This window comes from Patulibacter americanus DSM 16676 (genome assembly GCF_000420025.1).
GTDB lineage: Bacteria > Actinomycetota > Thermoleophilia > Solirubrobacterales > Solirubrobacteraceae > Patulibacter > Patulibacter americanus.
The window spans coordinates 258020-279396 of record NZ_ATUD01000001.1 but is presented as its reverse complement, the minus strand read 5'-3'; the positions used below and the strand labels follow the sequence as shown (position 1 = coordinate 279396).

The 21377-nt window shown below is 76.0% G+C and carries 21 protein-coding genes; 17 read left to right on the top strand and 4 right to left on the bottom strand.

Going from position 1 to position 21377, the window contains the following annotated elements; genetic code table 11:
• Positions 1 to 12: 12 nt before the first annotated feature.
• Together F593_RS0101355 and F593_RS0101350 are read right to left on the bottom strand one after the other, a co-directional pair.
• Complete coding sequence (locus F593_RS0101355; protein WP_022926969.1) at positions 13 to 648, bottom strand: hypothetical protein; 636 nt, start codon at positions 646 to 648, stop codon at positions 13 to 15.
• 168 nt (positions 649 to 816) lie between these two features.
• The gene (locus F593_RS0101350; RefSeq protein WP_028721334.1) at positions 817 to 1029 is read right to left on the bottom strand and encodes a heavy-metal-associated domain-containing protein; all 213 of its coding nucleotides are present in this window, start codon (positions 1027 to 1029) and stop codon (positions 817 to 819) included.
• Between the two features lie 278 nt (positions 1030 to 1307).
• On the opposite strand from F593_RS0101350, the gene F593_RS31170 reads away from it, so the two are divergent.
• The 7 genes from F593_RS31170 (at position 1308) to F593_RS21485 (ending at position 9336) form a co-directional block, all read left to right on the top strand.
• Entirely contained in the window at positions 1308 to 1553 is a 246-nt protein-coding gene (locus tag F593_RS31170) for a metal-sensing transcriptional repressor (RefSeq protein WP_051160405.1), read from the top strand.
• 119 nt (positions 1554 to 1672) lie between these two features.
• Positions 1673 to 2680 (top strand): lysophospholipid acyltransferase family protein, encoded by a 1008-nt coding sequence (locus tag F593_RS0101340; RefSeq protein WP_022926966.1) that lies wholly within the window; start codon positions 1673 to 1675, stop codon positions 2678 to 2680.
• Positions 2681 to 2683: 3 nt separating this feature from the next.
• Positions 2684 to 4783: an AMP-binding protein gene (locus F593_RS0101335; RefSeq protein ID WP_022926965.1), complete on the top strand. Its 2100-nt coding sequence runs from the start codon at positions 2684 to 2686 to the stop codon at positions 4781 to 4783.
• Between the two features lie 101 nt (positions 4784 to 4884).
• Positions 4885 to 6342: a MurL-like N-terminal domain-containing gene (locus F593_RS21500; protein ID WP_157251466.1), complete on the top strand. Its 1458-nt coding sequence runs from the start codon at positions 4885 to 4887 to the stop codon at positions 6340 to 6342.
• Positions 6343 to 6374: 32 nt separating this feature from the next.
• The gene (locus F593_RS27570) at positions 6375 to 7583 is read left to right on the top strand and encodes a TetR/AcrR family transcriptional regulator (RefSeq protein ID WP_022926963.1); all 1209 of its coding nucleotides are present in this window, start codon (positions 6375 to 6377) and stop codon (positions 7581 to 7583) included.
• Complete coding sequence (locus tag F593_RS0101315) at positions 7580 to 8842, top strand: winged helix-turn-helix domain-containing protein (protein WP_033205455.1); 1263 nt, start codon at positions 7580 to 7582, stop codon at positions 8840 to 8842. The genes F593_RS27570 and F593_RS0101315 overlap by 4 nt, the downstream gene beginning before the upstream one ends.
• A 44-nt stretch (positions 8843 to 8886) precedes the next feature.
• Positions 8887 to 9336: a hypothetical protein gene (locus tag F593_RS21485; protein ID WP_022926962.1), complete on the top strand. Its 450-nt coding sequence runs from the start codon at positions 8887 to 8889 to the stop codon at positions 9334 to 9336.
• Positions 9337 to 9618: 282 nt separating this feature from the next.
• Here the strand turns inward: F593_RS21485 and murD are convergent, their stop codons facing one another.
• Positions 9619 to 11124 carry a UDP-N-acetylmuramoyl-L-alanine--D-glutamate ligase gene (gene murD, locus F593_RS0101305; protein ID WP_022926961.1) on the bottom strand — a complete coding sequence of 502 codons (1506 nt, stop codon included), beginning with the start codon at positions 11122 to 11124 and terminating at the stop codon, positions 9619 to 9621.
• 103 nt (positions 11125 to 11227) lie between these two features.
• Here murD and F593_RS21480 point away from each other — a divergent pair, with 103 nt between their 5' ends.
• A complete protein-coding gene (locus F593_RS21480) occupies positions 11228 to 12430 on the top strand; it encodes a PQQ-dependent sugar dehydrogenase (protein WP_022926960.1) in 1203 nt (400 codons plus the stop codon).
• A gap of 78 nt (positions 12431 to 12508) precedes the next feature.
• On the opposite strand, the gene F593_RS27565 is transcribed toward F593_RS21480, so the two are convergent.
• Positions 12509 to 13330 (bottom strand): NlpC/P60 family protein, encoded by an 822-nt coding sequence (locus F593_RS27565; RefSeq protein ID WP_022926959.1) that lies wholly within the window; start codon positions 13328 to 13330, stop codon positions 12509 to 12511.
• Positions 13331 to 13386: 56 nt separating this feature from the next.
• Here F593_RS27565 and F593_RS0101290 point away from each other — a divergent pair, with 56 nt between their 5' ends.
• The 9 genes from F593_RS0101290 to F593_RS27560 all read left to right on the top strand — a co-directional run bounded on the left by F593_RS0101290 (position 13387) and on the right by F593_RS27560 (position 21354).
• The gene (locus tag F593_RS0101290; RefSeq protein WP_022926958.1) at positions 13387 to 13713 is read left to right on the top strand and encodes a hypothetical protein; all 327 of its coding nucleotides are present in this window, start codon (positions 13387 to 13389) and stop codon (positions 13711 to 13713) included.
• 90 nt (positions 13714 to 13803) lie between these two features.
• Positions 13804 to 14490, top strand: coding sequence for a hypothetical protein (locus tag F593_RS29640; protein ID WP_022926957.1), 687 nt, complete (start codon positions 13804 to 13806; stop codon positions 14488 to 14490).
• Positions 14487 to 16232, top strand: coding sequence for a copper resistance CopC/CopD family protein (locus F593_RS0101280; protein ID WP_022926956.1), 1746 nt, complete (start codon positions 14487 to 14489; stop codon positions 16230 to 16232). Before F593_RS29640 ends, F593_RS0101280 begins: the two co-directional genes overlap by 4 nt.
• Positions 16233 to 16544: 312 nt before the next feature.
• Positions 16545 to 17249 (top strand): YcnI family copper-binding membrane protein, encoded by a 705-nt coding sequence (locus tag F593_RS0101275; RefSeq protein WP_022926955.1) that lies wholly within the window; start codon positions 16545 to 16547, stop codon positions 17247 to 17249.
• Between the two features lie 109 nt (positions 17250 to 17358).
• A complete protein-coding gene (locus F593_RS0101270) occupies positions 17359 to 18171 on the top strand; it encodes a DsbA family protein (protein WP_022926954.1) in 813 nt (270 codons plus the stop codon).
• A gap of 200 nt (positions 18172 to 18371) precedes the next feature.
• The gene (locus F593_RS0101265; protein WP_169449139.1) at positions 18372 to 19196 is read left to right on the top strand and encodes a DsbA family protein; all 825 of its coding nucleotides are present in this window, start codon (positions 18372 to 18374) and stop codon (positions 19194 to 19196) included.
• On the top strand, positions 19196 to 19678 hold the full coding sequence (locus tag F593_RS0101260) for a vitamin K epoxide reductase family protein (RefSeq protein ID WP_022926952.1): 483 nt from the start codon (positions 19196 to 19198) through the stop codon (positions 19676 to 19678). Before F593_RS0101265 ends, F593_RS0101260 begins: the two co-directional genes overlap by 1 nt.
• The gene (locus F593_RS0101255) at positions 19675 to 20451 is read left to right on the top strand and encodes a DsbA family protein (RefSeq protein WP_022926951.1); all 777 of its coding nucleotides are present in this window, start codon (positions 19675 to 19677) and stop codon (positions 20449 to 20451) included. The genes F593_RS0101260 and F593_RS0101255 overlap by 4 nt, the downstream gene beginning before the upstream one ends.
• Before the next feature lie 78 nt (positions 20452 to 20529).
• Positions 20530 to 21354: an alpha/beta fold hydrolase gene (locus F593_RS27560; protein ID WP_022926950.1), complete on the top strand. Its 825-nt coding sequence runs from the start codon at positions 20530 to 20532 to the stop codon at positions 21352 to 21354.
• Positions 21355 to 21377 lie beyond the last annotated feature (23 nt).

The window sequence follows — 21377 nt, the reverse complement described above, 5'->3', positions numbered from 1 at the left end:
CCCGCCAGGGTGTCAGCTCGCGCGAGCGACGGCGCTGATGCGCGCGGGGGCGTGGGCCGCGATCACGGCGGAGGAGACGCGCTCGTCGAGCGCCACGGCGGCGTCGCACCACGGGCAGCGGCGGTCGCCCGCCACCAGCACGTGCTCCGTGCAGGTCCCGCACCAACCGCGCTCGATGGCGAAGTCCTCGAGGCTCGACGGGTCGATGCCGGCGTGCTCGGCGATCGACGCGCAGACGTGGGTGACGCGGGCGCCGTTGCCGGCGCGGCCCATCGTGATCTGCTCGACGAACCGCGCCCCGCGGGGCAGGTCCACCTGGAGGTCGCGGGCGAGGGTCTCGGCGCCGCGCTCGAGGAGCAGATCCCCAAGGCGGGCCTGGAGCGTGCCCGCGAGCGGGACGTGGAGGACGCCGAACGTCTCGGGACCGTGAGTGATCATGTCCTCGACGCAGCCGCGGTCGAGGAAGTGGGCGTGCTGGCCGCGGGTCGTGCGCATCGCGACGATCGCGCCGAGGCGGCGGCGGCACAGGCGGAAGCGGCTGCAGGTGACGTCGACGCCGTGACGTTCCACGGAGTCCCGGAGCAGCGCGGCGGTCGGGCGGATGTCGACGCGGTCGCGCGCCGGTGCGGTGGCGGATGGCGCGGTCATCGTGCGGCGAGGGAGAAGGGCATGGCGAGGGCCCGGCCGGGGAGGGAGGTGGCCGGTGCGCGCCAGCATACGCCCGACGCCCGCGCGCGTCGAGGGCAGTTGGACACCGCCGTGTCCGCCCCGGCGCGCGTTCCGCGTCGCGTCGGCGCACCCGGGCGCGCCCGCGGGTCAGTCGATGACCTTGTAGCCGGCCTCGGAGACCGCCGCGACGACCGCCTCCTCGTCGACGCCGGTGCCGTGCACCGCGACGCGACCCGACGCCAGGTCGACGTCCACGCCCGTCACGCCCCCGACCTCGGAGACCTCCTCGGTCACGGAGGCGACGCAGTGCTGGCACGTCATGCCCTGGACGACGTACTGGTGGGTCTCGGCGGTGCTCATGGGCTGGTGCTCCTGCGGTGGCGGTGCGGACGGGTCGGGGGACGGTGCCGCTGCCTGCGACACCCCCTGGGGGTATCATAGGACGGCACGCCGCCGACCAGGTGCCCAGCATGACGCAGCCGACCGACCTTCCCGCATCCACCGACGCCCCGCCCGCCACCGACGCCGCGCCCACCGACGCCCCGCCCGCCGGCGCGGCGCCCGCGGACGCCTCGGGCGCGACGCCCTCCGCCGCGTCCGCCGCGCCGGCCCGCGGCTATGCGGCCAGCAAGGACGGACTGCGCAAGCGGCTGCGGCGGATCGAGGGCCAGGTCCGCGGCATCGACGGGATGGTCGCCGACGACCGCTACTGCATCGACGTGTTGACCCAGATCGCGGCGGTGCAGGCGGCGCTCGACAAGGTGGCGCTCGGGCTGCTGGACGACCACGCCCGCCACTGCGTGCTCGGCGCCGAGCCCGGACTGGCCGAGGAGCGCACGGAGGAGCTGATGGCCGCCGTCGGACGCCTCATGCGTCGCGGCTGAGCCGCGCCCGGTCTCGCCACGCCCGGCAGGCGCTCGACGGTGCCCGGCATGCGGGATACGCTGGCGGTCACCGCGCCGCCGGTGCCCGTGCGGGCCGGGGGCGCCCGGCCGTCTTCCGCATGCCCCGCACCGCTCCGCCGACCGACCACCCCCGCGAGCCCGTCGCCGTGGCCGACCGTCCGGCACGGCCGCTGGCCGCCCGGGCGGCGCGGGGGCTGCTCGGCCAGCTCGCCGGGGCGGCCGGCGGGCTGCGCCGCACCGCCACGGAAGCCGTCGCCACGCCGGCCCGCACGGCCGCGAGCGCGGCGCAGGCCGCCGTGCGCTCCCGGGTGCGACCGGCCGACCTCGACGATCGCGACAGCCTGCTCGTCCGCGACGCCCTCCCGATCGCCTGGACGGTCGCGAGCCTCTGGTTCCGGGCCGAGGTGCGCGGGCTGCACCACATCCCCCGCGAGCGCCCGGTGCTGTTCGTCGGCAACCACTCGGGTGGGGCGATGACGCCCGACTCGTTCGTCTTCGCGCTCGGGTTCACGAGCTTCTTCGGCCCGGAGCGGCCGCTCCACGTGCTCGTCGACACGGTGCTGACCTCGTTGCCCGGGCTCGGGATCCTGCGGCGGCTCGGGGCGCTGCCGGGGGACGACGCGGCGGCCCGCGAGGCGCTGTCCGCCGGGTCCTGCGTGCTCGTCTACCCGGGCGGTCACCGCGAGGCGCACCGGCCGAGCTGGGAGTCCGCCCGGATCGACCTGGGGGACGACCCGGGCGTGGTCCGGCTCGCGCTCGACGCCGGGGTGCCGATCGTGCCCGTGGTGTCGATCGGCGGGCAGGAGACGGCGCTGTTCCTCGGCCGGGGCGAGGCGCTGGCCCGCCGGCTCGGGCTCGACCGGCGGTTCGGGATCGGGGCGGTCCCGCTCTCGGTCGCCCCGCCGTGGGGGCTGAACGTCGGCGACGTCCTCGGGCACCTGCCGCTGCCCGCGAAGCTCGTGGTGCAGGTGCTGCCGCCGGTCGACGTGCGCGCGGAGTTCGGGCCGGACCCGGACGAGCGGGCCGTCCTGGACCACTTGGCGGCGACGATGCAGGAGATGCTCACCGAGCTCGGTCGCAGGCGCCGCCTGCCGGTGGTGGGCTGAGCCGTGCGGATCACGGAGCGCATCGACCTGCCCGTCGCCCCCGAGCGCGCGTGGCGCACGATGGTCGACCCGCGGGTCGCCGTGCGGGCGATGCCGGGGCTCGAGACCCTCGAGGTCCTCGGGGACGGACCCCTCGGCCGCGGCACCCGCCTGCGGTCCGTCCTGCGCGTGGGCGCGGCCGAGCTCGGGAGCGAGCTCGAGGTGACGGTCTTCGCCGACGGCCGCGACGTCGTGGCCAGCGGCGTGACGGGGGTCGACCTGCACGTCGCCCTGCGCGTGCGGCCGTTCGGCGACGGCACGCGGATCACGCTGCGGGCCCGCTACAACCCGCCCGGCGGCGTCTCCGGGGCGGTCGCGGGACTCGTCGCCCTGCCCGAGATGCGCCGGCGCCTGCGCGAGACGCTGCGCGCCGTCGAGCGCCTGCTGCTGGCGGAGGACCCGCCGCCGCGGCTGCCGGGGCCGCGGGCCGTGGTGGCCCGCACCGCGCGCGGGGCCGAGGTCTTCGCGCGCGCCGGGCTGCTGCGTCCGCTGCGGCCCGACCGCTACGTGACGATCGCGCGTCAGCTCGCCCGCTGGGGCGCCACCCCCGCGGGCGCCTACGCGGCGGCCGCGGCGCGGGACCCGCACCGCCTGGCCATCGTCGACGGTCACCGCGCGCTGACCTACGCCGAGCTCGACCGGCGCACGACCGCGCTCGCCGTCGCCCTGCGCGACCGCGGGGTGGGGGAGGGGCACCGCGTCGCGATCGCGTGCCGCAACCACCGGGGGTTCGTCGAGGCGCTCATCGCCGTGGGCAAGGCGGGGGCCGACGCGCTGCTCGTCAACACGGCGTTCGCGACGCCGCAGGTGCGCGCCGTCTTCGACCGCGAGCGCCCGACCGCGCTCGTCTGCGACGCCGACCTGCTCGACCTCATGGACGACGCCCTGGGGCCGCGCCGGGCGTCCGACGCCGGGACGGGCCGCTCGATCTCGCGGGTCGTCTCGGCGTGGAACGACGCGCATCCGCCCCGCAGCGGCGTGCGCGCGCTGGAGGAGCTGATCGTCGAGGGCGCGGAGCGGCCGCTGTCGTTCCCCGGCTCGCCCGGCCGCGTGGTCCTCCTCACCTCGGGCACGACGGGGGTGCCGAAGGGCACGCGGCGCAGCCGCATCGCGCTCGACGCGCCCGTCTCGCTGTTGGACCGCATGCCCTACCGCGACGGGGGACGGTTCCTCATCGCCCCGCCGCTGTTCCACGCGTGGGGCTTCGCGAACCTGATGATGGCGATGCTGCTCGGGGGGACCGTCGTGCTGCGCGGCGAGTTCGAGCCTGAGGACGTGCTGCGGTCCGTGGCCCGCCACGACGTCGACGTGCTCGTCGCCGTGCCCGTGATGCTGCGGCGGATCCTCGAGCTCGACCCGGACGTGCGTGAGGCCCTCGACGTGTCGAGCCTGCGCGTGACGGCGTCGTCCGGGTCGGCGTTGCCGGGCGACCTCGCCACGCGCTGGATGGACCTCTTCGGCGACGGGCTCTACAGCCTCTACGGGGCGACGGAGGTCGGCTGGGGCGCGATCGCCGGCCCGGAGGACCTGCGCGCGGCGCCCACGACCGCCGGCCGGGTGCCGCTGGGCGCCGCGGTCCGCATCTTCGACCGCGACGGCGTGCCGCTGCCGACGCACCGGACGGGGCTGATCCACGTCGGCGGCGGGCTGGCGAACGACCGCTACACCGACGGGACGCGGCTGCCCCGCCGCGACGGGCTGACCGAGACGGGCGACGTCGGGTACCTCGACGACCTGGGCCGGCTGTTCGTGCTCGGGCGGGAGGACGACATGGTCGTCACCGGCGGCGAGAACGTGTTCCCCCGGCCGGTGGAGGAGCTGCTCACCGCCCACCCCGACGTGCGCGAGGTCGCGGTGGTCGGGGTCGACGACGACGTCTACGGTCAGCGACTCGCCGCCTACGTGGTGCGGCGGCCCGGGTCGCGGCTCTCCGCCCGCGCCGTCCGGGACCACGTCCGGGCGCACCGCCCGCGGTTCGAGGTCCCCCGCGACGTCGTCTTCCGCGACGAGCTGCCGCGGGGCGCGACGGGCAAGGTGCGCACGCGGGAGCTCGCGACGGACTGACCCGGCGCCAGCACGTCGCTTTCGTCTCCGGCGTCCAGGCCCCGTCCAGGCGTACACCCGTTCTGGCGCGGACCGGCGAGTAGGGCCGTTACCCTGGATAGGTGAGCGACGGATCCCCCGAATCCCCCGCATCCTCGACCTTGGTCCCGCCGTCGGCCGCCTTCGATCCATCGTCGTTCGGATCCTTCCGGTTCGTCGACGCGACGATCGACGAGGCCGCCTGCACCGTGGCGCTCGAGTACGCGCTCGACGATGCGGTCACCTTCACGGAGACCGTGCGCTTCGAGGGCGTGACGTGGCCGCAGGACGACGAGCGCCGCGAGACGCTACGCCGCCTGGCCCGGCTGCTGCACCTGCTCGCCGGGGTCTCGTACTACAAGACCGCGGTGCCGCGCCGGATGGTGCTCGAGCCGGGCACCGACGGCCGGGGCACGGCGTTCTCGCCACGGCTGCGCGCGCTGCTGCAGGACGTCTACACCCTCGGTCTGGGCGAGTTCGCCTACCGCAACCAGATCGACGTGCGGGAGCGCGTGGCGTTCCCCGCGGCCGACGCCGACGCCCCCGCGCCCGCCGTCGCGCTGCCGGCGACGGGCCGCACGCTCGTGCCGATCGGCGGGGGCAAGGACTCCGTCGTCGCGCTCGAGATCGTGCAGCGCGCGGGGCGCGAGGCGCTGCCCTTCTCCGTCGGGCGTGCCACGCCGATCGTGCGCTGCGTCGAGGTCACGGGGCTGCCGCACGCCGTCGCGCTGCGCAGCCTCTCCCCGAACATCGGCGAGGTCAACGCCTCCGGCGCGCTGAACGGCCACGTGCCCGTCACCGCCGTCGTTTCGACGATCGCGCTCATGACCGCGGTGCTCCACGGCGCCGACGCGGTGGCGATGGCCAACGAGCGCTCCGCCTCGGAGGGCAACCTCGTCTGGGACGGCCTCGACGTGAACCACCAGTGGAGCAAGGGCCAGGCGTTCGAGCGCGCGTTGCGCGAGCTGCTGGGCGCCGAGATCGCCACCGGCCTGGACTACCGCTCCGTGCTGCGACCCGCCAGCGAGCTCGCGATCGCCCGGGCGTTCAGCCGGCTCACGCGCTTCCATCCGCACTTCACCTCGTGCAACACCGTCTTCCGGCTCGACCCGGCGCGGCGTCGTTCGAACTGGTGCGGGGACTGCCCGAAGTGCCGGTTCGTCTTCCTCGCGCTCGCCCCGTTCCTCGAGCCGGACGATCTCCGGCCGATCTTCGGGGTCGACATGCTGGACCAGCCGGAGCAGTACGACGGCTTCGCCGACCTGGCGGGGCTGCGCGAGCACAAGCCGTTCGAGTGCGTCGGCGAGGAGGCGGAGTCGCTCGTCGCGATGCGCCTGATCGCCGACGGCATCGCCCAGGACGGGACCCCGGGACGCACCGCGTGGAGCGATCACGCGGTGGTGCACCGGCTGCGCGAGGAGCACCTCGCGGGCCTGCCCGCCGAGGACCTGACGGGTTCGGCCCCGTTCGTGCTGGACGAGGACGCCCTGGGCGAGCTGCCCCACGACCTGCGCGCCGCCGCGCGAGAGGTGCTGGGCTGATGCCGTCAGGAAGCTCACCGCGGGGGGCCGAGATGGTCCCCGGGTCCTACGACGACGCGCTGCCGCGGGGCGTGACCGCCGACGAGCGCGCCGAGATCGACGCCGCCGTCCCGGAGCTCAAGCCGCGGGTCCGGGAGATCCTGGCCGAGGCACGCGTGCTCGTCGAGGAGGACGGCCTCGAGGCGCTGTCGATGCGCCGCCTGGCCACCCGGCTGGGCGTGCGCGCGCCCTCCCTCTACAAGCACCTCGCCGACAAGCAGGCGCTGCTCGACGCCCTGATCGCCGAGGCGCTGCGCGAGCAGGGCGACCTCCTGCGCGCGGCCGTGGAGGGCGCCGAGGATCCGCTCGTTGCCCTCGTCACCGAGTACCGCGTGTGGGCGCTCGAGCACCCGGCCCTCCACGAGCTGTGCACGGCGGAGCGCCTGGACCCCGGCCCGCTCGTGCAGGCCGCGGTCCTCTACTCCGGCGACCCGCTGCGCCGGGCGATGCAGGACGACTACGAGGGCGCGATCGTCGTGTGGGCCTTCGCCCGTGGGCTCGTCGACCTCGAGATCAAGGGCCGGCTCCCGCCCGCGTTCCCGGCCGACGTGATCTGGGAGGGCGGCGTCGCGCGCCTGCGCCGGCGCGAGGACCGGCGCCCCGTGCCGCCGGTCGACCCGGACTCGATCGACCCCAACCCGCTCGAGTACGGCGGGGTCGTCGTCCCGCTCACGCCCCGGGCCCGCGAGATCGTCGCCGTGGCGCGCAAGATCCTCGAGGAGCGGGGGGTCGAGGCGATGTCGATGCGCGTCATCGCGGGCGAGCTCGGCGTCGCGGCGCCCTCCCTCTACAAGCACCTGCCGGACAAGCAGGCGCTCATCAACGCCATGCTGGCGGACGCCCTGCGCGAGCAGGGCGACCTCGCGCGCACCGCCGTCAAGGGCGCCGAGGATCCCGTCGCCGCGGTCATGGGCGCGTACCGGCAGTGGGCGCTCGACCACCCCGAGCTCTACCGGCTGAACATGTCGGGGCCGCTGGACCGCGGGCCGCACGTGCGCTCCGCCGAGCTCTACGGCAGCATCGCGCTGCGCGAGGCCGTCCAGAACGACGCCATCGCCGGCGTCAGCATCTGGGCCTTCGGGCACGGGCTCGTCGACCTGGAGCTCAAGGACCGCGTGCCCGACTGCTACGACCTCGACGCCCTGTGGGCCCGCGGCATCGCTGCGCTGCGCGCGTCGGCGGACGCCCCCGCCCCGTCGTGAGCGGGGCTGCCGCCACCCCGCGGCGGCTGGGCGTTCCGGCCGCCCGGCGGATCGCCCTGGCGGCGCAGGGGTTCGCCGACCGGGTGCACCGTCATCCGCCCGAGCGGCTGACGATGGCCCACGTCGGGCGCGCGCTCGACCGGGTCGGGCTGCTGCAGATCGACTCCGTCAACGTCGTCGCCCGCGCGCACCTGCTCCCGCTGTTCAGCCGCCTCGGGCCCTACGACCTCGAGCTGTTGGAGCGCGCCACCGCTCGCCGGCCCCGACGGCTCGTGGAGTACTGGGCGCACGAGGCCTCCTTCGTCCCGCCCGAGACGCACCGCCTGCTGCGCTGGCGGATGGCGCGGATCCACGACGAGGGCTGGGGGATGATCCGCCGCGCGGAGAACACCCCGGAGACCCTCGAGCTCGTCCGTGCCACCGTCGCCGCGCACGGGCCGCTCACCGCGGTCGAGCTCGAGCGCCGGCTGCGCGAGGAGGACGAGGCGCACCCCGTGCTCGCCGTCGAGCGTCAGGGCAACGGCTACGCGTGGAACTGGTCGGCCGTCAAGCGGGCGCTGGAGTACCTGTTCTTCGTCGGCGAGGTGACCTCGGCCGGCCGCACGTCGCAGTTCGAGCGCCGCTACGACGTGCCGTCGCGCGTGCTTCCCCCGGCCGTCCACGACGCGCCGGACCCGGAGCCGGCCGACGCGATCCGTGAGCTCGTGCGGATCGCGGCGCGCGCCCACGGCGTCGGCACGGAGCAGTGCCTGCGCGACTACTTCCGGCTGTCCCCGGCCCAGGTCAAGCCCGCGATCGCGCAGCTCGTCGAGGAGGGGGAGCTCGAGCCGGTCGTCATCGACGGCTGGGCGCGCCCCGCGTACCTGCACGTCGACGCCCGCCGTCCCCGGCGCGTAGAGGCCCGCGCGCTGCTGGCCCCGTTCGACCCGCTGATCTTCGAGCGCACCCGCACGGAGCGGCTCTTCGGGTTCCGCTACCGGCTCGAGATCTACGTGCCGAGGGAGAAGCGGGTGCACGGCTACTACGTGCTGCCCTTCCTGCTCGGCGACCGGCTCGTGGCGCGGGTCGACCTGAAGGCGGACCGCGCGGCCGGCACCCTGCTCGTGCAGGCCACCCACGGCGAGGACGGCATCGACCGCGGCCACGTGGCGCGGGAGCTGGCGGAGGAGCTGCGGGCGATGGCCGGCTGGCTGGGGCTCGACGACGTGACGGTCGTGCCGCGGGGCGACCTGGCGGAAGGGCTCGCGCGGGCGCTCTAGGGCGAGAGTTCGGCCGACCCCGTCACGGCCGGTACGCTCGCGCCGTGTCGCGCGTGTGGACCGTCCCCGTCGTCGCGCGTGCTGCGCTCGGGATGGTCGGGGCGCTCCTGATCGTCGCGAGCACCCTGCCGACGGACTGGCGCGTGGTCTCGATCGGCTCACGGGCGTACGCCGGGGTGGCCACGGTCGGCGGCAACGTCTGGGACGTCAGCACCCCGTTGGCGGTCGGCATCGTCCTGGTGGCCCTGGCCCTCGCGGCCGCCCACGGGGTCGACGCCGTGCGCCGGACCCCGTCGGGGCTGGCCCCCCTGCTCACCGCGCTGCTCGTCGGCTTCGCGCTCGCGACGGCGCTCGCGATGGAGACCTCCAACGCGAGAGCGGCGGACGCCCTCGCCGGGCTCGGGGTGATGGCCGTCGGTGTTGCGGCGCTGCCCGCGCGATCGGCCGCTCCACGCGAACCCGGGCCCCGGCCCGGGGTGTCGGGGTCCGAATGACTCCGAACGCTTCCGTCCCGGACGGCCCGCCGAGGTTCGTCGGCCTGCTCGGGGTGGTGGTGCGGGTCATCGCCCAGACCGATACGGGCCTGCTGTGCCGGGCCCCGTTCGACACCCGACGACCAGCCCGGCGCCTGCGCGATCTACAACGTGCGGTTCGTGATTGTTCGCGCCGCGGCGGCGGCGTTCGCCGCGGCCGTGTCGCTCGTCCTGACGTCCTTCGCCTGGCGATCCGGCTGACGCGTCGGCGCGCCGGCGCCTCGCTCCGGCCCCCGTCATACCTCACTCCGGCAGCGCCGCCACCGCCGCGGCGTAGCGCTCGCCGCGGTCCTCGAAGTCGCGGAACACGTTGTGGCTCGGGGCCGCGGGGGAGAGGAGGACCGTAGCCCCGGCGGGCGCCAGGCGGTCCGCGGCCGCGACGGCCGCGGCGGTCACCGCGTCGGGGTCGTCCCCCTCGATCGTCTCGACGGGGAGAGCCGGCGCGGCGGCCCGGACGGCGTCGGCCAGCGCCGGTCCCGTTCCCGGGAGCGCCACCAGGCCGGCCACCTGGAGGCGCGCCGGGGGTTCGCCGACCGCGCCCGTCGGCACGAGACCCGTGGCCAGCGCCTCGACGAGTCCCTCGTACTCCTGGTGGCGGTCCAACCCGCCCGCGAGCAGCACGACGGGACCGGGGGCGAACGCGGCCATCGCGGCCATCGCGGCCTCCGGGGTGGTCGAGATGGAGTCGTCGACCCAGACGCGCCCGCCGCGACGGGCCACGACCTCCTGGCGGTGGGGAAGCGTCGCGAAGTCGCGCAGCGCGCCGGCGAGGTCGGGGATCTCGTGGCCCAGCGCGCGGACGCACTCGAGCGCGGCGCAGACGTTGCGGGCACCGATCACGCCGCGGACGGGCAGCTCGTCGACCCGGCACAGGACGTGCGGGCCGTCGAGCACCTGGCCGCCGGCCACGTGCAGGCCGTGCTCCTCGTCGACCCACAGGACGGGCACGGGCAGCTCGGCCGCCGCAGCGCGCAGCAGCGGGTCGGCGTGGGAGAGGACGGCCAGGCGCGGCGTGGCCGGGCGGCCGGGCGCCGCGTCGCCGGGGTGCTGGGCGGCGCGGTCGGCCTCGGCGGTCAGGATCCGCAGCTTGTCGGCGTGGTACGTGGCCTCGTCGCCGTGCCAGGGCAGGTGGTCGCGCAGCAGGTTCGTGACGACCGCGACGGTGGGGGATCGGGGCAGGTCGGCGAGCTGGTAGCTCGAGAGCTCGACGACCCACGCCTCGGGCGGGTGCTCCGGGTCCAGCTGGTCGAGCAGCGGGGCGCCGATGTTCCCCGCCAGGCGGCTCTCCACGCCGGCCTTGGCGAAGAGGTGGTGCAGCAGCGAGCTCGTGGTGCTCTTGCCCTTCGTGCCGGTGACGCCCACCACCGTCTCGCGGTCGCCGCGCTCGGCCAGCCACAGCGCGGTGCCCGTCGTCATGAGGGCACCGTGCGCCCGCACCCGGTCGGCGTCGGCGCCGCGCACCGGCACGCCGGGGGAGCGGATCACGACGTCGCAGCCCGCGAGCGCGTCGAGGCCCCCGTCGCCGGAGAACCACGCGACCTCGCCACCGTCCGGACCGGCGGGGAGCGCGGCCCCGTCCGGTCGGGGTCCGGAGGTGGCGACCAGCGCCGTGGCGCCCGGGGCGTGGCGGGCCAGCGCCCGCAGCGCCGCGCCGCCCTCCCGTCCCGCCCCCCACACGCCGACGCGCCGGCCCGCGAGGTCCTGCACGCGCAGGTCGGCGGGGGGCAACGGCGGGGGCGGCAGGGGCACGGGCGGATGGTAGAGGCCGCCCGCCGTCGTCCCTCGGCCCCTGCGCAGGGGCCTGTCCCCCCGCCCGGCGGCCCCTACGACCCGCGTCGTATGCTCGACCGCGATGCGTGCGGTGACGGTGCTCCGGGGGCTCGTCGCGGCCGCCGCGGCCGTCGCCGTGGCCGGTTGCGGCGGCGGCGACGACCCCGAGGAGCCGCCGCGGCCCCGCCCGCCCGTGACCGCCCAGCTCTCCCCGCAGCGGGTGACGGCGCGCGCGACCGTCGTACGTCGGCGCGTGGCCGTCGGGTTCGACCGGCCCGTCGGGCTCGTGCGCGATCCGGGGGCGCGTGGGCGTACACTCGTCCTCGAGCAGGCCGGGACCGCGCGCTGGCTCGACGGGACGGGCCCGGCCGCCGGGCCGCCGTTCCTGGACCTGCGGGGCGCGGTGAAGGTGGGCGAGGAGCAGGGACTCATGGGCCTGGCGTTCGCCCCGGGGCCCGACGGCGAGCGACGGGTGATCGTCCACGCGACGAACCTCGACGGCGACACGAGCGTCGTCTCCTACGGACTGCGGGCGGGCCGCGTCGACCCCCTGAGCGCGCGGCCGGTGCTCACCGTCGCCCAGCCGTACGCGAACCACAACGGCGGCGCGGTCGTGCTCGGCCCCGACGGCCGCGTGTACCTGGGGCTGGGCGACGGCGGCTCCGCCTACGACCCGCGCCAGCAGGCGCAGGACCTGGACTCCAAGCTCGGCAAGGTGCTGCGCTGGGACCCGAAGGCCCGGCGTCCGCGGATCGAGATCGTGGCGTTCGGCCTGCGCAATCCGTGGCGGATGACCTTCGACCGCCGGACGGGCGCACTGTGGGTCGCGGACGCCGGCCGCGACTCCGCTGAGCAGCAGACGGAGGAGGTCGACCGCGTGCCCGCGGCCCGGCTGCGGGACGTCGACCCGCCCGTGAACTTCGGCTGGGCGGCGTTCGAGGGCGCGCGCGACCAGACCAACCGGCGGCTCACGCCCGGGTCGCCGCTGGCGTGGCCCGTCGCGTCCTACACCCAGCGCGACGGCTGCGCGGCCACCGGCGGCGTGGTGCTGCGCGGCGACGACGCCCCCCGGGTCCGCGCGCTGCGCGACCGCTACGTCTTCGGGGACGTCTGCTCCGGGCTGATCTGGTCCGTGCCTGTGGACGCCGGCCCCGGCGTGACGATGCGCCGCGAGGGTGAGCGGCTGCCGCTGCAGACGGGGTACCTCGTGGACCGCGACGGGCGCCTGCTGGTCAGCGTGCTCGGCGGCACGATCTGGGAGCTGCGCGACCCGCCGCGGCGTTGAGCGGCCGGACGAGGCGACCGGGCTCTGGGCCCAGGTGGCCTGCCGGCCGGGCGGCGTGACTCCGGGCCAGGCGGTCGGCTACAGGCCCGGCGGGTGCACGACGGTGAAGCCCGCCGTGCTGCGCGGCGCGGTCTGCCAGCGGGAGCCCGTCTGCGCCCGGCCGCTCGTGTCGAACCGCAGGCCCGCGACGTACATGAACGTGTGGCCGTCGTTGGCGTAGATCGTCACCCACTCGCCCGGGCCCCGCTTGCCCCAGCTGGCGAGCGTGCCCGAGGTCATCGGGCTGTCGATCATGCCCGCCGCGGCGAGGGTGAACGAGATGGAGCCCGAGCAGTCGTAGGCCGAGTCGTTCCAGATCTCGCCGGCCAGCCGGCCGTGGCCGCCACCGTAGACGTAGGGCTTGCGGGCGACCTGGTTGCCGGCGCGGATGATCTCGGCGACCTTCGCCGGCGCGTCCGGCGGGATCGTCGCCATGCCGTCGGCAGTCACCGTGGCGGCGGAGACGAGCGAGCGCGCGTCGCCGCTCTTCTCGCCCGACGACCGCAGGGCGCGGCGCAGCTCGGCCTCGACCTGCTCGTCCGTGGGGGCGCCCGAAGGCAACGTCTCCGGGGTGGGTGCAGCGGGCGCGGGGGTCGGCTGCACGGCGTCGTCGGTGCGTCCCGCGTCGCCCGCGTCGTCCTCCGGGGCCGCCGCCACGAGCGGAGAGGCGTCGTCCGGGATCGGGAGGGCCGGGGCGCGCGACTCGATGCTCCACGCCCGCAGCTGCGGATCGCGTGCGTCGGCGCCACCGGCGGTGCCGACGAGCGCGCCGCCGGCCGCGAGCACGACGAGGCCGGCCGCCCCCCAGGCGGCACCCCGGCGCCGGGCCCGGGGCGTGCGCGTCGCGTAGCCCGTCGTCATGGGAGGGACGATACCCCGACGGACGAGGGGGCGAGACGGTCGGTACCGTCCATGCGGTGCGGGGCCCACGCCACACCACGCGACGCCGCGTCGCGATCCTGGTCGCCGCGCTCGGGCTCCTCGCGCTGCTGGTGGTCCTGGACCGTGGCGTGGCCCTCGAGCTCGCGCCTGCCCTCGGCCTCCTCGCGCTCGTCGCCCTGGGGTGGATGCCCGGCGAGGAGCGCCTCGTCCGCGCCATGCGTCGCCGGGTTCGGCGGCTCACGGGTCGTCCGCCCGTCGTGCGGCTGCGCGGCCCCCGCGTCGCCCGCGTCGTCGGGCGCGCCGGTTCCGGTCCTCGCGCCGATCGCGGTCCCCCCGTGTGGACGGTGCCCTCCACCGCCTAGAGCGACGTCGCCGGCCCCGGTCCGCGTCGTCGCCGCGTGGCGCGCCGTCGCGGCGTGCCGCTCCCGACCGCGTGATCCGAAGGACCCGCCGTGCACCGCTCCATCCCCCGCCGACTCGTCGTCCTGCTGACGGCGATCACCGCGTGCCTTCTGGCCGCCGCCCCCGTGTCGGCCCACCAGGCCGACCCGAACTACGACTCGGTCCTGCGCGGCGTCGTCCCGCAGGTGCCCGGTCTCGAGGTCTCGATCCTCGCCCGCGGCGACGAGCTGGCGATCGTCAACCGCACGGGGAAGGCCCTCGAGATCCCGGGCTACCGCAACGAGCCCTACCTGCAGGTGCTCGCCGACGGCACGGTGCGGGAGAACCTGAAGAGCCAGGCGACGTTCACCAACCGCGACCCGAAGGGGACGACGCCGGCGCCCGCGACCGCGACGGCCTCGGGCCCCGACTCGCCGCCGGAGTGGCGCACGATCGACCGTTCCTCGCGCGTCGACTTCCACGACCACCGCATCCATTGGATGGGCGAGACGGGCAAGCCGGCGCCGCAGGTGCGGGACGCCTCGAAGCGGCAGAAGGTCGTCGACTGGCAGGTGCCGATCCGCGTCGGCGGCAAGGCCGCCACGATCGAGGGCACGCTGTTCTGGACCCCCCAGGAGGCCGGGTTCCCGCTCGCCGCCGGGATCGGCCTCGGCGCCGTCGTGCTGCTCGCGGGCGCCGTGGTGCTGCTCGTGCGCCGACGCCGGGGCCCGCGGGTCGCGGGCGAGGACGTGTGGTGAGGCGCCGGCTCCTCACGCTGCTGGCCCTGCTCCTGGGCCTGGCGGCGCTCGTCCCCGCGGCCGCGGGGGCGCACGCGTCGCTGAAGGCCGCCGCGCCCCAGAACGGCGCGGTGCTCGACGCGGCGCCGGAGCGCGTCGTGTTCCGGTTCTCCGAGAGCGTCGAGGGCTCGTTCGGGGCGCTGCGCGTCGTCGACGAGCGCGGGCGGCGCGTGGACGACGGCGAGGTCACGCGGCCGGACGGCCGTCGCGACGCGCTGGCCGTCGGCCTGCGGCCCGGCACCCCGAAGGGCGCGTTCGCCGCCACCTACCGCGTGGTCTCGGCCGACGGGCATCCCGTCGCGGGCGGCGTCACCTTCGTCGTCGGCCGCGACGTCACCGCCGCCCCGCCCGACGTCCGCGAGCTGACCGAGGCGCAGGCCGCGCCCGCCGGGATCGGCACCGCGCTGTCCGGCGCCCGCGCCGTGCGGTACGTCGGCATCGGCGGTGCGGTCGGCGTGCTGACGCTGCTCTTCGCCGTCTGGGCGCCCCTGCGCCGGCGCGGCGCCGTCGACGCGCCGGCCGACGACGCGTTCTCCCGCGGGACCACCCGTGTGCTGCGTGCCGTGGCCCTGCTCGGTGCCGTCGGCGCGGCCGCCGCGCTGGTGCTGCAGACCGCGAACGCCGGGGGCACGGGGATCGGCGACGCGCTGCGCCCGGGCCCGATCGGCGACGTCCTCGGCACGCGCACCGGCGCGTGGTTCGCCATCTCGCTGGTGGCCCTGCTCGCCCTCGCCGGGCTCGCGGGCCGGCTCGCCCGCGCCACGGACCGCCTGCGCGCGCCGCTGCCGGTCGTCGCGCTCGCGCTCCTCGTCCTGCTCGTGCTCGCGCCGGCCGTCGGCGGGCACGCGGCGTCGTCGTCGCCGGCGTGGGCGCTCGTCCCCATCCAGACGATCCACGTGGCGGCGATGGGGGCCTGGGTCGGCGGGCTGCTCGGCCTCGTCCTGGTGCTGCCGCGCGCCACGCGTGCCCTGCCGCCGGGACGCCCGCGCATGGCGCTGTTGTCCGCCGTCCTCCTGCGCTTCTCGCCGATCGCCCTGGTGTCCGTCGCCGCCCTGACGGTCGCGGGGACGGGCCTCGCACTCCTGCACCTGACCACGCTCTACGACCTGACGGACACCGCCTACGGGCGGGCGATCCTCGTGAAGGTCGTGCTGCTCGTGGTGATCATCGGCATCGCCGTGATCCAGCGCGAGCTGTTGCTGCCGCGGCTGAAGCGGTTGGCGGCGGGGGAGGAGCCGGACGCGCCCCCGGCCGCCACCGGCCGGCACGTGCGACTGGCGCTGCGCTCCGAGCTGGCCCTCCTGCTGGCCGTCCTGGTCGCCACCGGTGCGCTCGCGGGGTACGCGCCGCCGAAGTCCCTGTCGAACGGCCCCGTCTCCGTCACGCGGGACGTCGGCCGGATCCAGCTGCAGCTCACCGTCGGCCCCGCCCGGCGCGGGCCGAACGCGATGCACCTCTACGCCATCGGCCCGGACGGCCAGCCCCTGCGCTCGGCCGAGGACCTGAAGGTGCGGGCCGTGCCGCCGGGGCGCGCCGGGGGCAGCGACGTCCCCGTCGACGTGCCCTTCGTGATCTCGGGCCCCGGGCACTGGACGGCCGCGTCCGTCCCCCTCGGCACCGCGGGCGGCTGGACCGTCGAGGTCACCCTGCGCACCTCGGCGTTCAACCAGGTCGAGGCGAAGCTCCCGGTGCGCGTGCGGTGATCGACGTCGCCCACGTGTTGCTGGGGCTCGCCCCGGCCCTCCTGCTGCTCGCGACCCTCCTCCTGGGCCGCTACCCGGGCGAGCGCACGCTCGCCCGGTTGCGCGCGCGACGGGCTCCCCGCGCGCGGCGTCGTCCGCGCTCCCGGCTCGGCGCGCGTTGCGCCGGCCACGTCGTCCCGCCTCGCGGCGGCCGGCTGATCGGCGCCGGCGTCGCGTCCCGCCCGCCACCGCGCTCCTGCCTCCCCGCCGCGGCCCGTCGCCGCCCGGGGTCCCACCACCGACCCGAAGACCATCCAGCAGGAGCACCCCACCATGCGCAGGACCACCACCGTCGCCGCCCTGGCGACCACCCTCGCCGTCGCCCTTCCGGCGGCCGCCGACGCCCACGTCACCGTGCAGCCCCCCGAGGCCGCGGCCGGCACCTACGCCGTCGTGAACGTGCGCGTGCCGAACGAGAAGGACGACCGCGGCACCACGAAGGTCGAGGTGCAGGTGCCGCCCGGCGTCTCGTACGCCGCGTACCAGCCCGTCCCGAACTGGACGGCGAAGATCACCACCCGCGCGCCGGCCAAGCCGTTCTCCGTGCAGGGCGAGCCCGTGAAGGAGGAGATCGACACGATCACCTTCACCGGCAAGGGCCGCGAGGGCGTCATCGCCCCCGGGCAGTTCCTCCAGTTCCCGGTCTCGATCCGCGTCCCCGACGGCGCCGAGGGCTCCAAGGTCGCCTTCAAGGCGCTGCAGACGTACGAGGGCGGAGAGGTCGTGCGCTGGATCGGCGCGGAGGACTCCGAGGCTCCCGCCCCGGCGCTCACGCTCGAGGAGGCCGACGACCACGACCACGCCGGCTCGCACGACGCCGCCGCCCCGGCGGGCGCCGACGCGGACGCGGCTGAGGACGAGGACACACAGGAGGCCGGCGGCAACGACACGGCCGCGATCGTCCTCGGCGCCGGTGGCCTGCTGGCCGGGCTGGCCGGGCTGGGCATCGCGCTGGCCTCGCGTCGCCGGGCGGGCTGACGGCCCGGCGGCGGGCGTTTCCCGGAGCGCGTCACGCGGGCTGGCGGCGTTACCGCGAGCTTACGCCGTCTTTCGCAGCGGCGGCAGACCCCGGGAGAGGATCGCGGGCATGTCCCAGAGTCCCCGGAAGCACCAGGTCACCGCCGCCCGCCACGCACACGAAGGGGAGGAGCGCGCCGGGCGGGACCGCCGCCGGCGGCTCCGGCTCCTCGGCGGCGCGGCGGTCCTGGTCGTCGTGGTGGTAGCCGTCGCCGTGGCGTTCGGGGCGTTCAAGGACGACCCCGCCGACGACGCGTCACGGCAGCAGAACGGCGGGGTGACCGTGGTCGGCCTCGCCGAGACCCGCGCGTTCGTGCGCGGCCTGGAACAGCGCGGGACGGTCCTGGGCGACCCCGACGCCCCTGTGACGATCGTCGAGCTCGCCGACCTGAAGTGCCCGTTCTGCAAGCAGCACGAGCTCGGGGCGCAGCTCGAGATCGTCGATCGCCTCGTCCGTACGGGCAAGGCGAACCTCGACATGCAGCTCGTGAACATCATCGATCCCGGGATGGGGACGACGGACGGCGCGGCGGCGCGCCGGGCCGCGCTGAACCTCACGTCGCAAGGCGGGTTCTGGTCGTTCGTGCACGCGGCGTACTTCCGGCAGGGCGCCGAGTCCGACGAGTGGGCGACGCCCGACATGCTCCGCGCGATCGCCGCGGCCGCCCCAGGGGTCGGGCCGGGCCGCCTGAACGTGCGGGAGACCGCAACGAGCCGGGCGGCCGCGGCGCGGGCGGACGAGCTGATGGCCGCGCTGCGCCCCACGGGCACGCCGGCGGTGTTCGTCCGCCGGCGGGGAACACGCGCGTACACGCCGGTCCCCGACTTGGACGCGGACACCGTGGCGGCTGCGGTCGACGAGGCCGGGAAGCGTCGGCCGTAGCCGGAGAGATGCGGGCCGGGGCGCCGGACGCGAGCCCCGTGGGGGCGGATGATCGCCCGGTGGGGACGGCTGATCCGCGCGGTCGCGGGTGGACGGCGCACGCGCCCACGACGACCGAGAGCGGACCGCGGTCCGCCTGTTGATGCGGGGTTTAGGGCACGTTCAGTGCCGACGGTCCCGTATGCGCCACAATGCTCGGCATGTCCGGAGCGAACAAGAAGAAGGACGCGGCCCAGAAGGCCCGTCTCGAGCGTGAGGCGGCCGAGCGTGCAGCGGCCGAGCGCAGCAAACGCCTGAAGCTCCTCGGCGGTGCCGCGGCGGTCGTCGTGGTCATCATCGCGATCGTCCTCGCCACCGGCGCCTTCAAGGACACGACGGGCGGCGCGGAGAAGACGAAGGTCAACGGCGTCGAGCTCAGCGGCATCCAGGAGACGAAGGACCTCGTCGCCGGCCTGCCGCAGGACGGCACGATCCTCGGCGACCCGAACGCCCCGGTGACGATCATCGAGTTCGCCGACCTCAAGTGCCCGGCGTGCCAGCAGTACGAGGTCACGCAGCAGAAGAAGAACGTCGACGAGCTCGTCCGCACGAAGAAGGCGAACCTGCAGCTCCGGCTCATCAACATCATCGACCCGAACATGGGCACCGAGGACGGCGCGAAGGCCCGCATCGCCGCCCACAACCTCGTCGCGTCGGACAAGTTCTGGCCGTTCGTGAGCACCGTCTACTACAACCAGGGCCTCGAGAACGACACCTGGGCGACGGACAAGCGCCTGAAGGAGCTCGCCACGGGCGCCCCGGGCGTCGGCGCCGAGGCGCTGAACACGCGTGAGACGCCGCAGAGCCGTCAGCTCGCGGCCGACGCCGACAAGCTCGCCGCGAGCCTCAACGTTCAGGGCACCCCCGCCTTCTTCGTGCAGCCGCGCGGCACCCGCGAGTACACGCCGGTGGAGGACCCGGCCGGCGGCATGGCCGCGGCGGTCGACGCCGCGGCGAAGAAGGCCAAGGCTCCCGCCACCCGCTGATGCGCGACCAGCGACTGCGCATCGTCTCCGTCGTCCTGGCCCTCATCGGGCTGGCGTCGGCGGGCTACCTGACGTACTCCAAGTACGCCCACGACGGCGTCTGCGGGGTCAGCTCGGGGTGCACCACGGTGCAGCAGTCGGAGTGGTCCGAGCTCTTCGGCATTCCCGTCTCGGTCCTCGGCATCCTGGGCTACGTCGCCTTCCTGGGGCTGCTCCTGCTGGCGCCCCAGCGCAACGAGATCGTGCGCCTGCTGCTCGTGGTGGGCACGGGCGTCGGGTTCCTCTTCTCGATGTTCCTCATGTACCGCGCGTACGTGACGCTCGAGGCGTTCTGCCCGTTCTGCACGACGAGCGCGGTGATGATGACGCTGCTCGCGATCATCAGCACGGTGCGGTTCGTGCTCGGCCCCGGGCCCGAGGGGCCCGGGCCGGGCACCTCGGCCCTCGCGGCCGACGGCCCGCGCGGCGCCACGGCCGAGTGAGCGGCGACGACCTCGACGCGGCGGTCCGGGCGGGCCGCCGCGGGCAGCTCGTCGGCGGGATCTTCTTCCTCGCCGTGATCGTGGTCGGGGCGCTCGTCGCCTCCGGCGCGTTCGGCGGCGGGGGCGACCCCGCGCGCGACGCCTCGTACGTCGACGGCGTGCGGGGCGTCCGCGAGACCACGGCGCTGCTGCGGGGCGTGGAGCAGGACGGCATCCGGCTCGGCCGCGCCGACGCCCCGGCCACCGTCGTCGTGTTCGCCGACCTGAAGTGCTCCGCCTGCCGCCGCTTCGCCCTGAAGGAGCAGGGCGACGTGGTGCGTGACCTCGTCCGCACGGGCAAGGCGAACCTCGAGCTGCGCCTGATCGGCCTGAAGGGGTTCGAGCCCGACAACCTGACCGGGCGGAACGCGGCCTACGCGCTGGCGGAGCAGGACCGGATGTGGCCGCTGGTGGAGCTCCTCTACTGGAACCAGGGCGAGGAGCGCGAGCGCTGGATCGACGACACGCTCCTGCGCAAGCTGGCCGGGCCGTCGCCCGAGCTGCGCGGCACCGTGCCGAGCACCCGGGAGACCCCGGGGTCGCGCCGGCTGTCGGCCGAGACCGACGCGCTGCGGGCCAGCCTCGGCGTGGACCGCACGCCGTCGTTCTTCGTGCGCGCCCGCGGCGCGGACGCGTCGGCGAAGGCGTCCTACGCCGAGGTGGGCCGCGGCGGTCCGCTGGCCGACCAGTCCGACCGGATCGCCGACGCGGTCGCGGACGTCCCGGGACGCTGAGGGCCTCCGATGCGGCCCGATCCTCGACGATCGGCCACCCGGGAACGGCCCGAGCGGCGGAGCCCATAGATTCGCGGGGTGTCCGACACCGCCCCGTCCCTGCCCGTCGTCGAGGGGCTGGCCTACCGCGCCGCCGGGCCGGAGGACGGGCCCGTGGCCGTCTGCGTCCACGGCTGGCCGTCGTCCTCCTGGATGTGGCGTCCGACCCTGGACGCGCTGGCCGCGACGGGCGTGCGCGCGGTGGCGCCCGACCTCGCCGGCTACGGGGACTCGCCCGTCGATCGCCCCGGGACCTGGGCTCGCCACGTCGAGGCGCTCGGCCGGTTCGTCGACGCGGTGTCGCCGGATGCACCCGTCGCCCTCGTCGTGCACGACTGGGGTGGCCTGATCGGCCTGCGCTGGGCCTGCGACCACCCGTCCCGTGTGGCGGCGCTCGTGATCTCCGGCACGACGTTCTTCGCCGACGAGGTCTGGCACGACTTCGCGCAGGCGCTCCGCACCCCGGACCAGGGAGAGATGGTCGTCCGGGGGTTCGACCGCGACGGGTTCGGAGCCGTCCTGGGCGGCGTCTCGACCGGCATGGACGACGCCGCGCTCGACGAGTACTTCCGGGCCTTCGCCACGGACGAGGGGCGCCTGGCGCAGCTCGATCTGTACCGCTCGGGCGAGTTCGCGGAGCTCGAGCCCTACGCGGGGCGGCTCGCCGAGCTCGGCGTGCCGGCGCTGATCGTCTGGGGCGCCGGCGACCCGTTCCTGCCCGTCGCCAACGCGGAGCGGTTCCACGCCGAGCTGCGCGGCAGCGAGCTGCTCGTCCTGGAGGCCGGGCACTTCGTCGTCGACGACGAGCCCGAGGCGTTCGCGGCCGCGACGGCCGGCTTCCTGGGGCGGGCTCTCACGGCCTAGGCGGACGGTGCGGGCTCGGGTGC

Coding starts and splice junctions, on each gene's coding strand:
- F593_RS0101340 (WP_022926966.1), top strand. CDS start 1,673: ATGCCCCGCACCGCTCCGCCGACCGACCACCCCCGCGAGCCCGTCGCC.
- F593_RS0101350 (WP_028721334.1), bottom strand. CDS start 1,029: ATGAGCACCGCCGAGACCCACCAGTACGTCGTCCAGGGCATGACGTGC.
- F593_RS21480 (WP_022926960.1), top strand. CDS start 11,228: ATGCGTGCGGTGACGGTGCTCCGGGGGCTCGTCGCGGCCGCCGCGGCC.
- F593_RS0101275 (WP_022926955.1), top strand. CDS start 16,545: ATGCGCAGGACCACCACCGTCGCCGCCCTGGCGACCACCCTCGCCGTC.
- F593_RS27565 (WP_022926959.1), bottom strand. CDS start 13,330: ATGACGACGGGCTACGCGACGCGCACGCCCCGGGCCCGGCGCCGGGGT.
- F593_RS0101260 (WP_022926952.1), top strand. CDS start 19,196: ATGCGCGACCAGCGACTGCGCATCGTCTCCGTCGTCCTGGCCCTCATC.
- F593_RS0101270 (WP_022926954.1), top strand. CDS start 17,359: ATGTCCCAGAGTCCCCGGAAGCACCAGGTCACCGCCGCCCGCCACGCA.
- F593_RS0101265 (WP_169449139.1), top strand. CDS start 18,372: ATGTCCGGAGCGAACAAGAAGAAGGACGCGGCCCAGAAGGCCCGTCTC.
- F593_RS27570 (WP_022926963.1), top strand. CDS start 6,375: ATGGTCCCCGGGTCCTACGACGACGCGCTGCCGCGGGGCGTGACCGCC.
- F593_RS0101355 (WP_022926969.1), bottom strand. CDS start 648: ATGACCGCGCCATCCGCCACCGCACCGGCGCGCGACCGCGTCGACATC.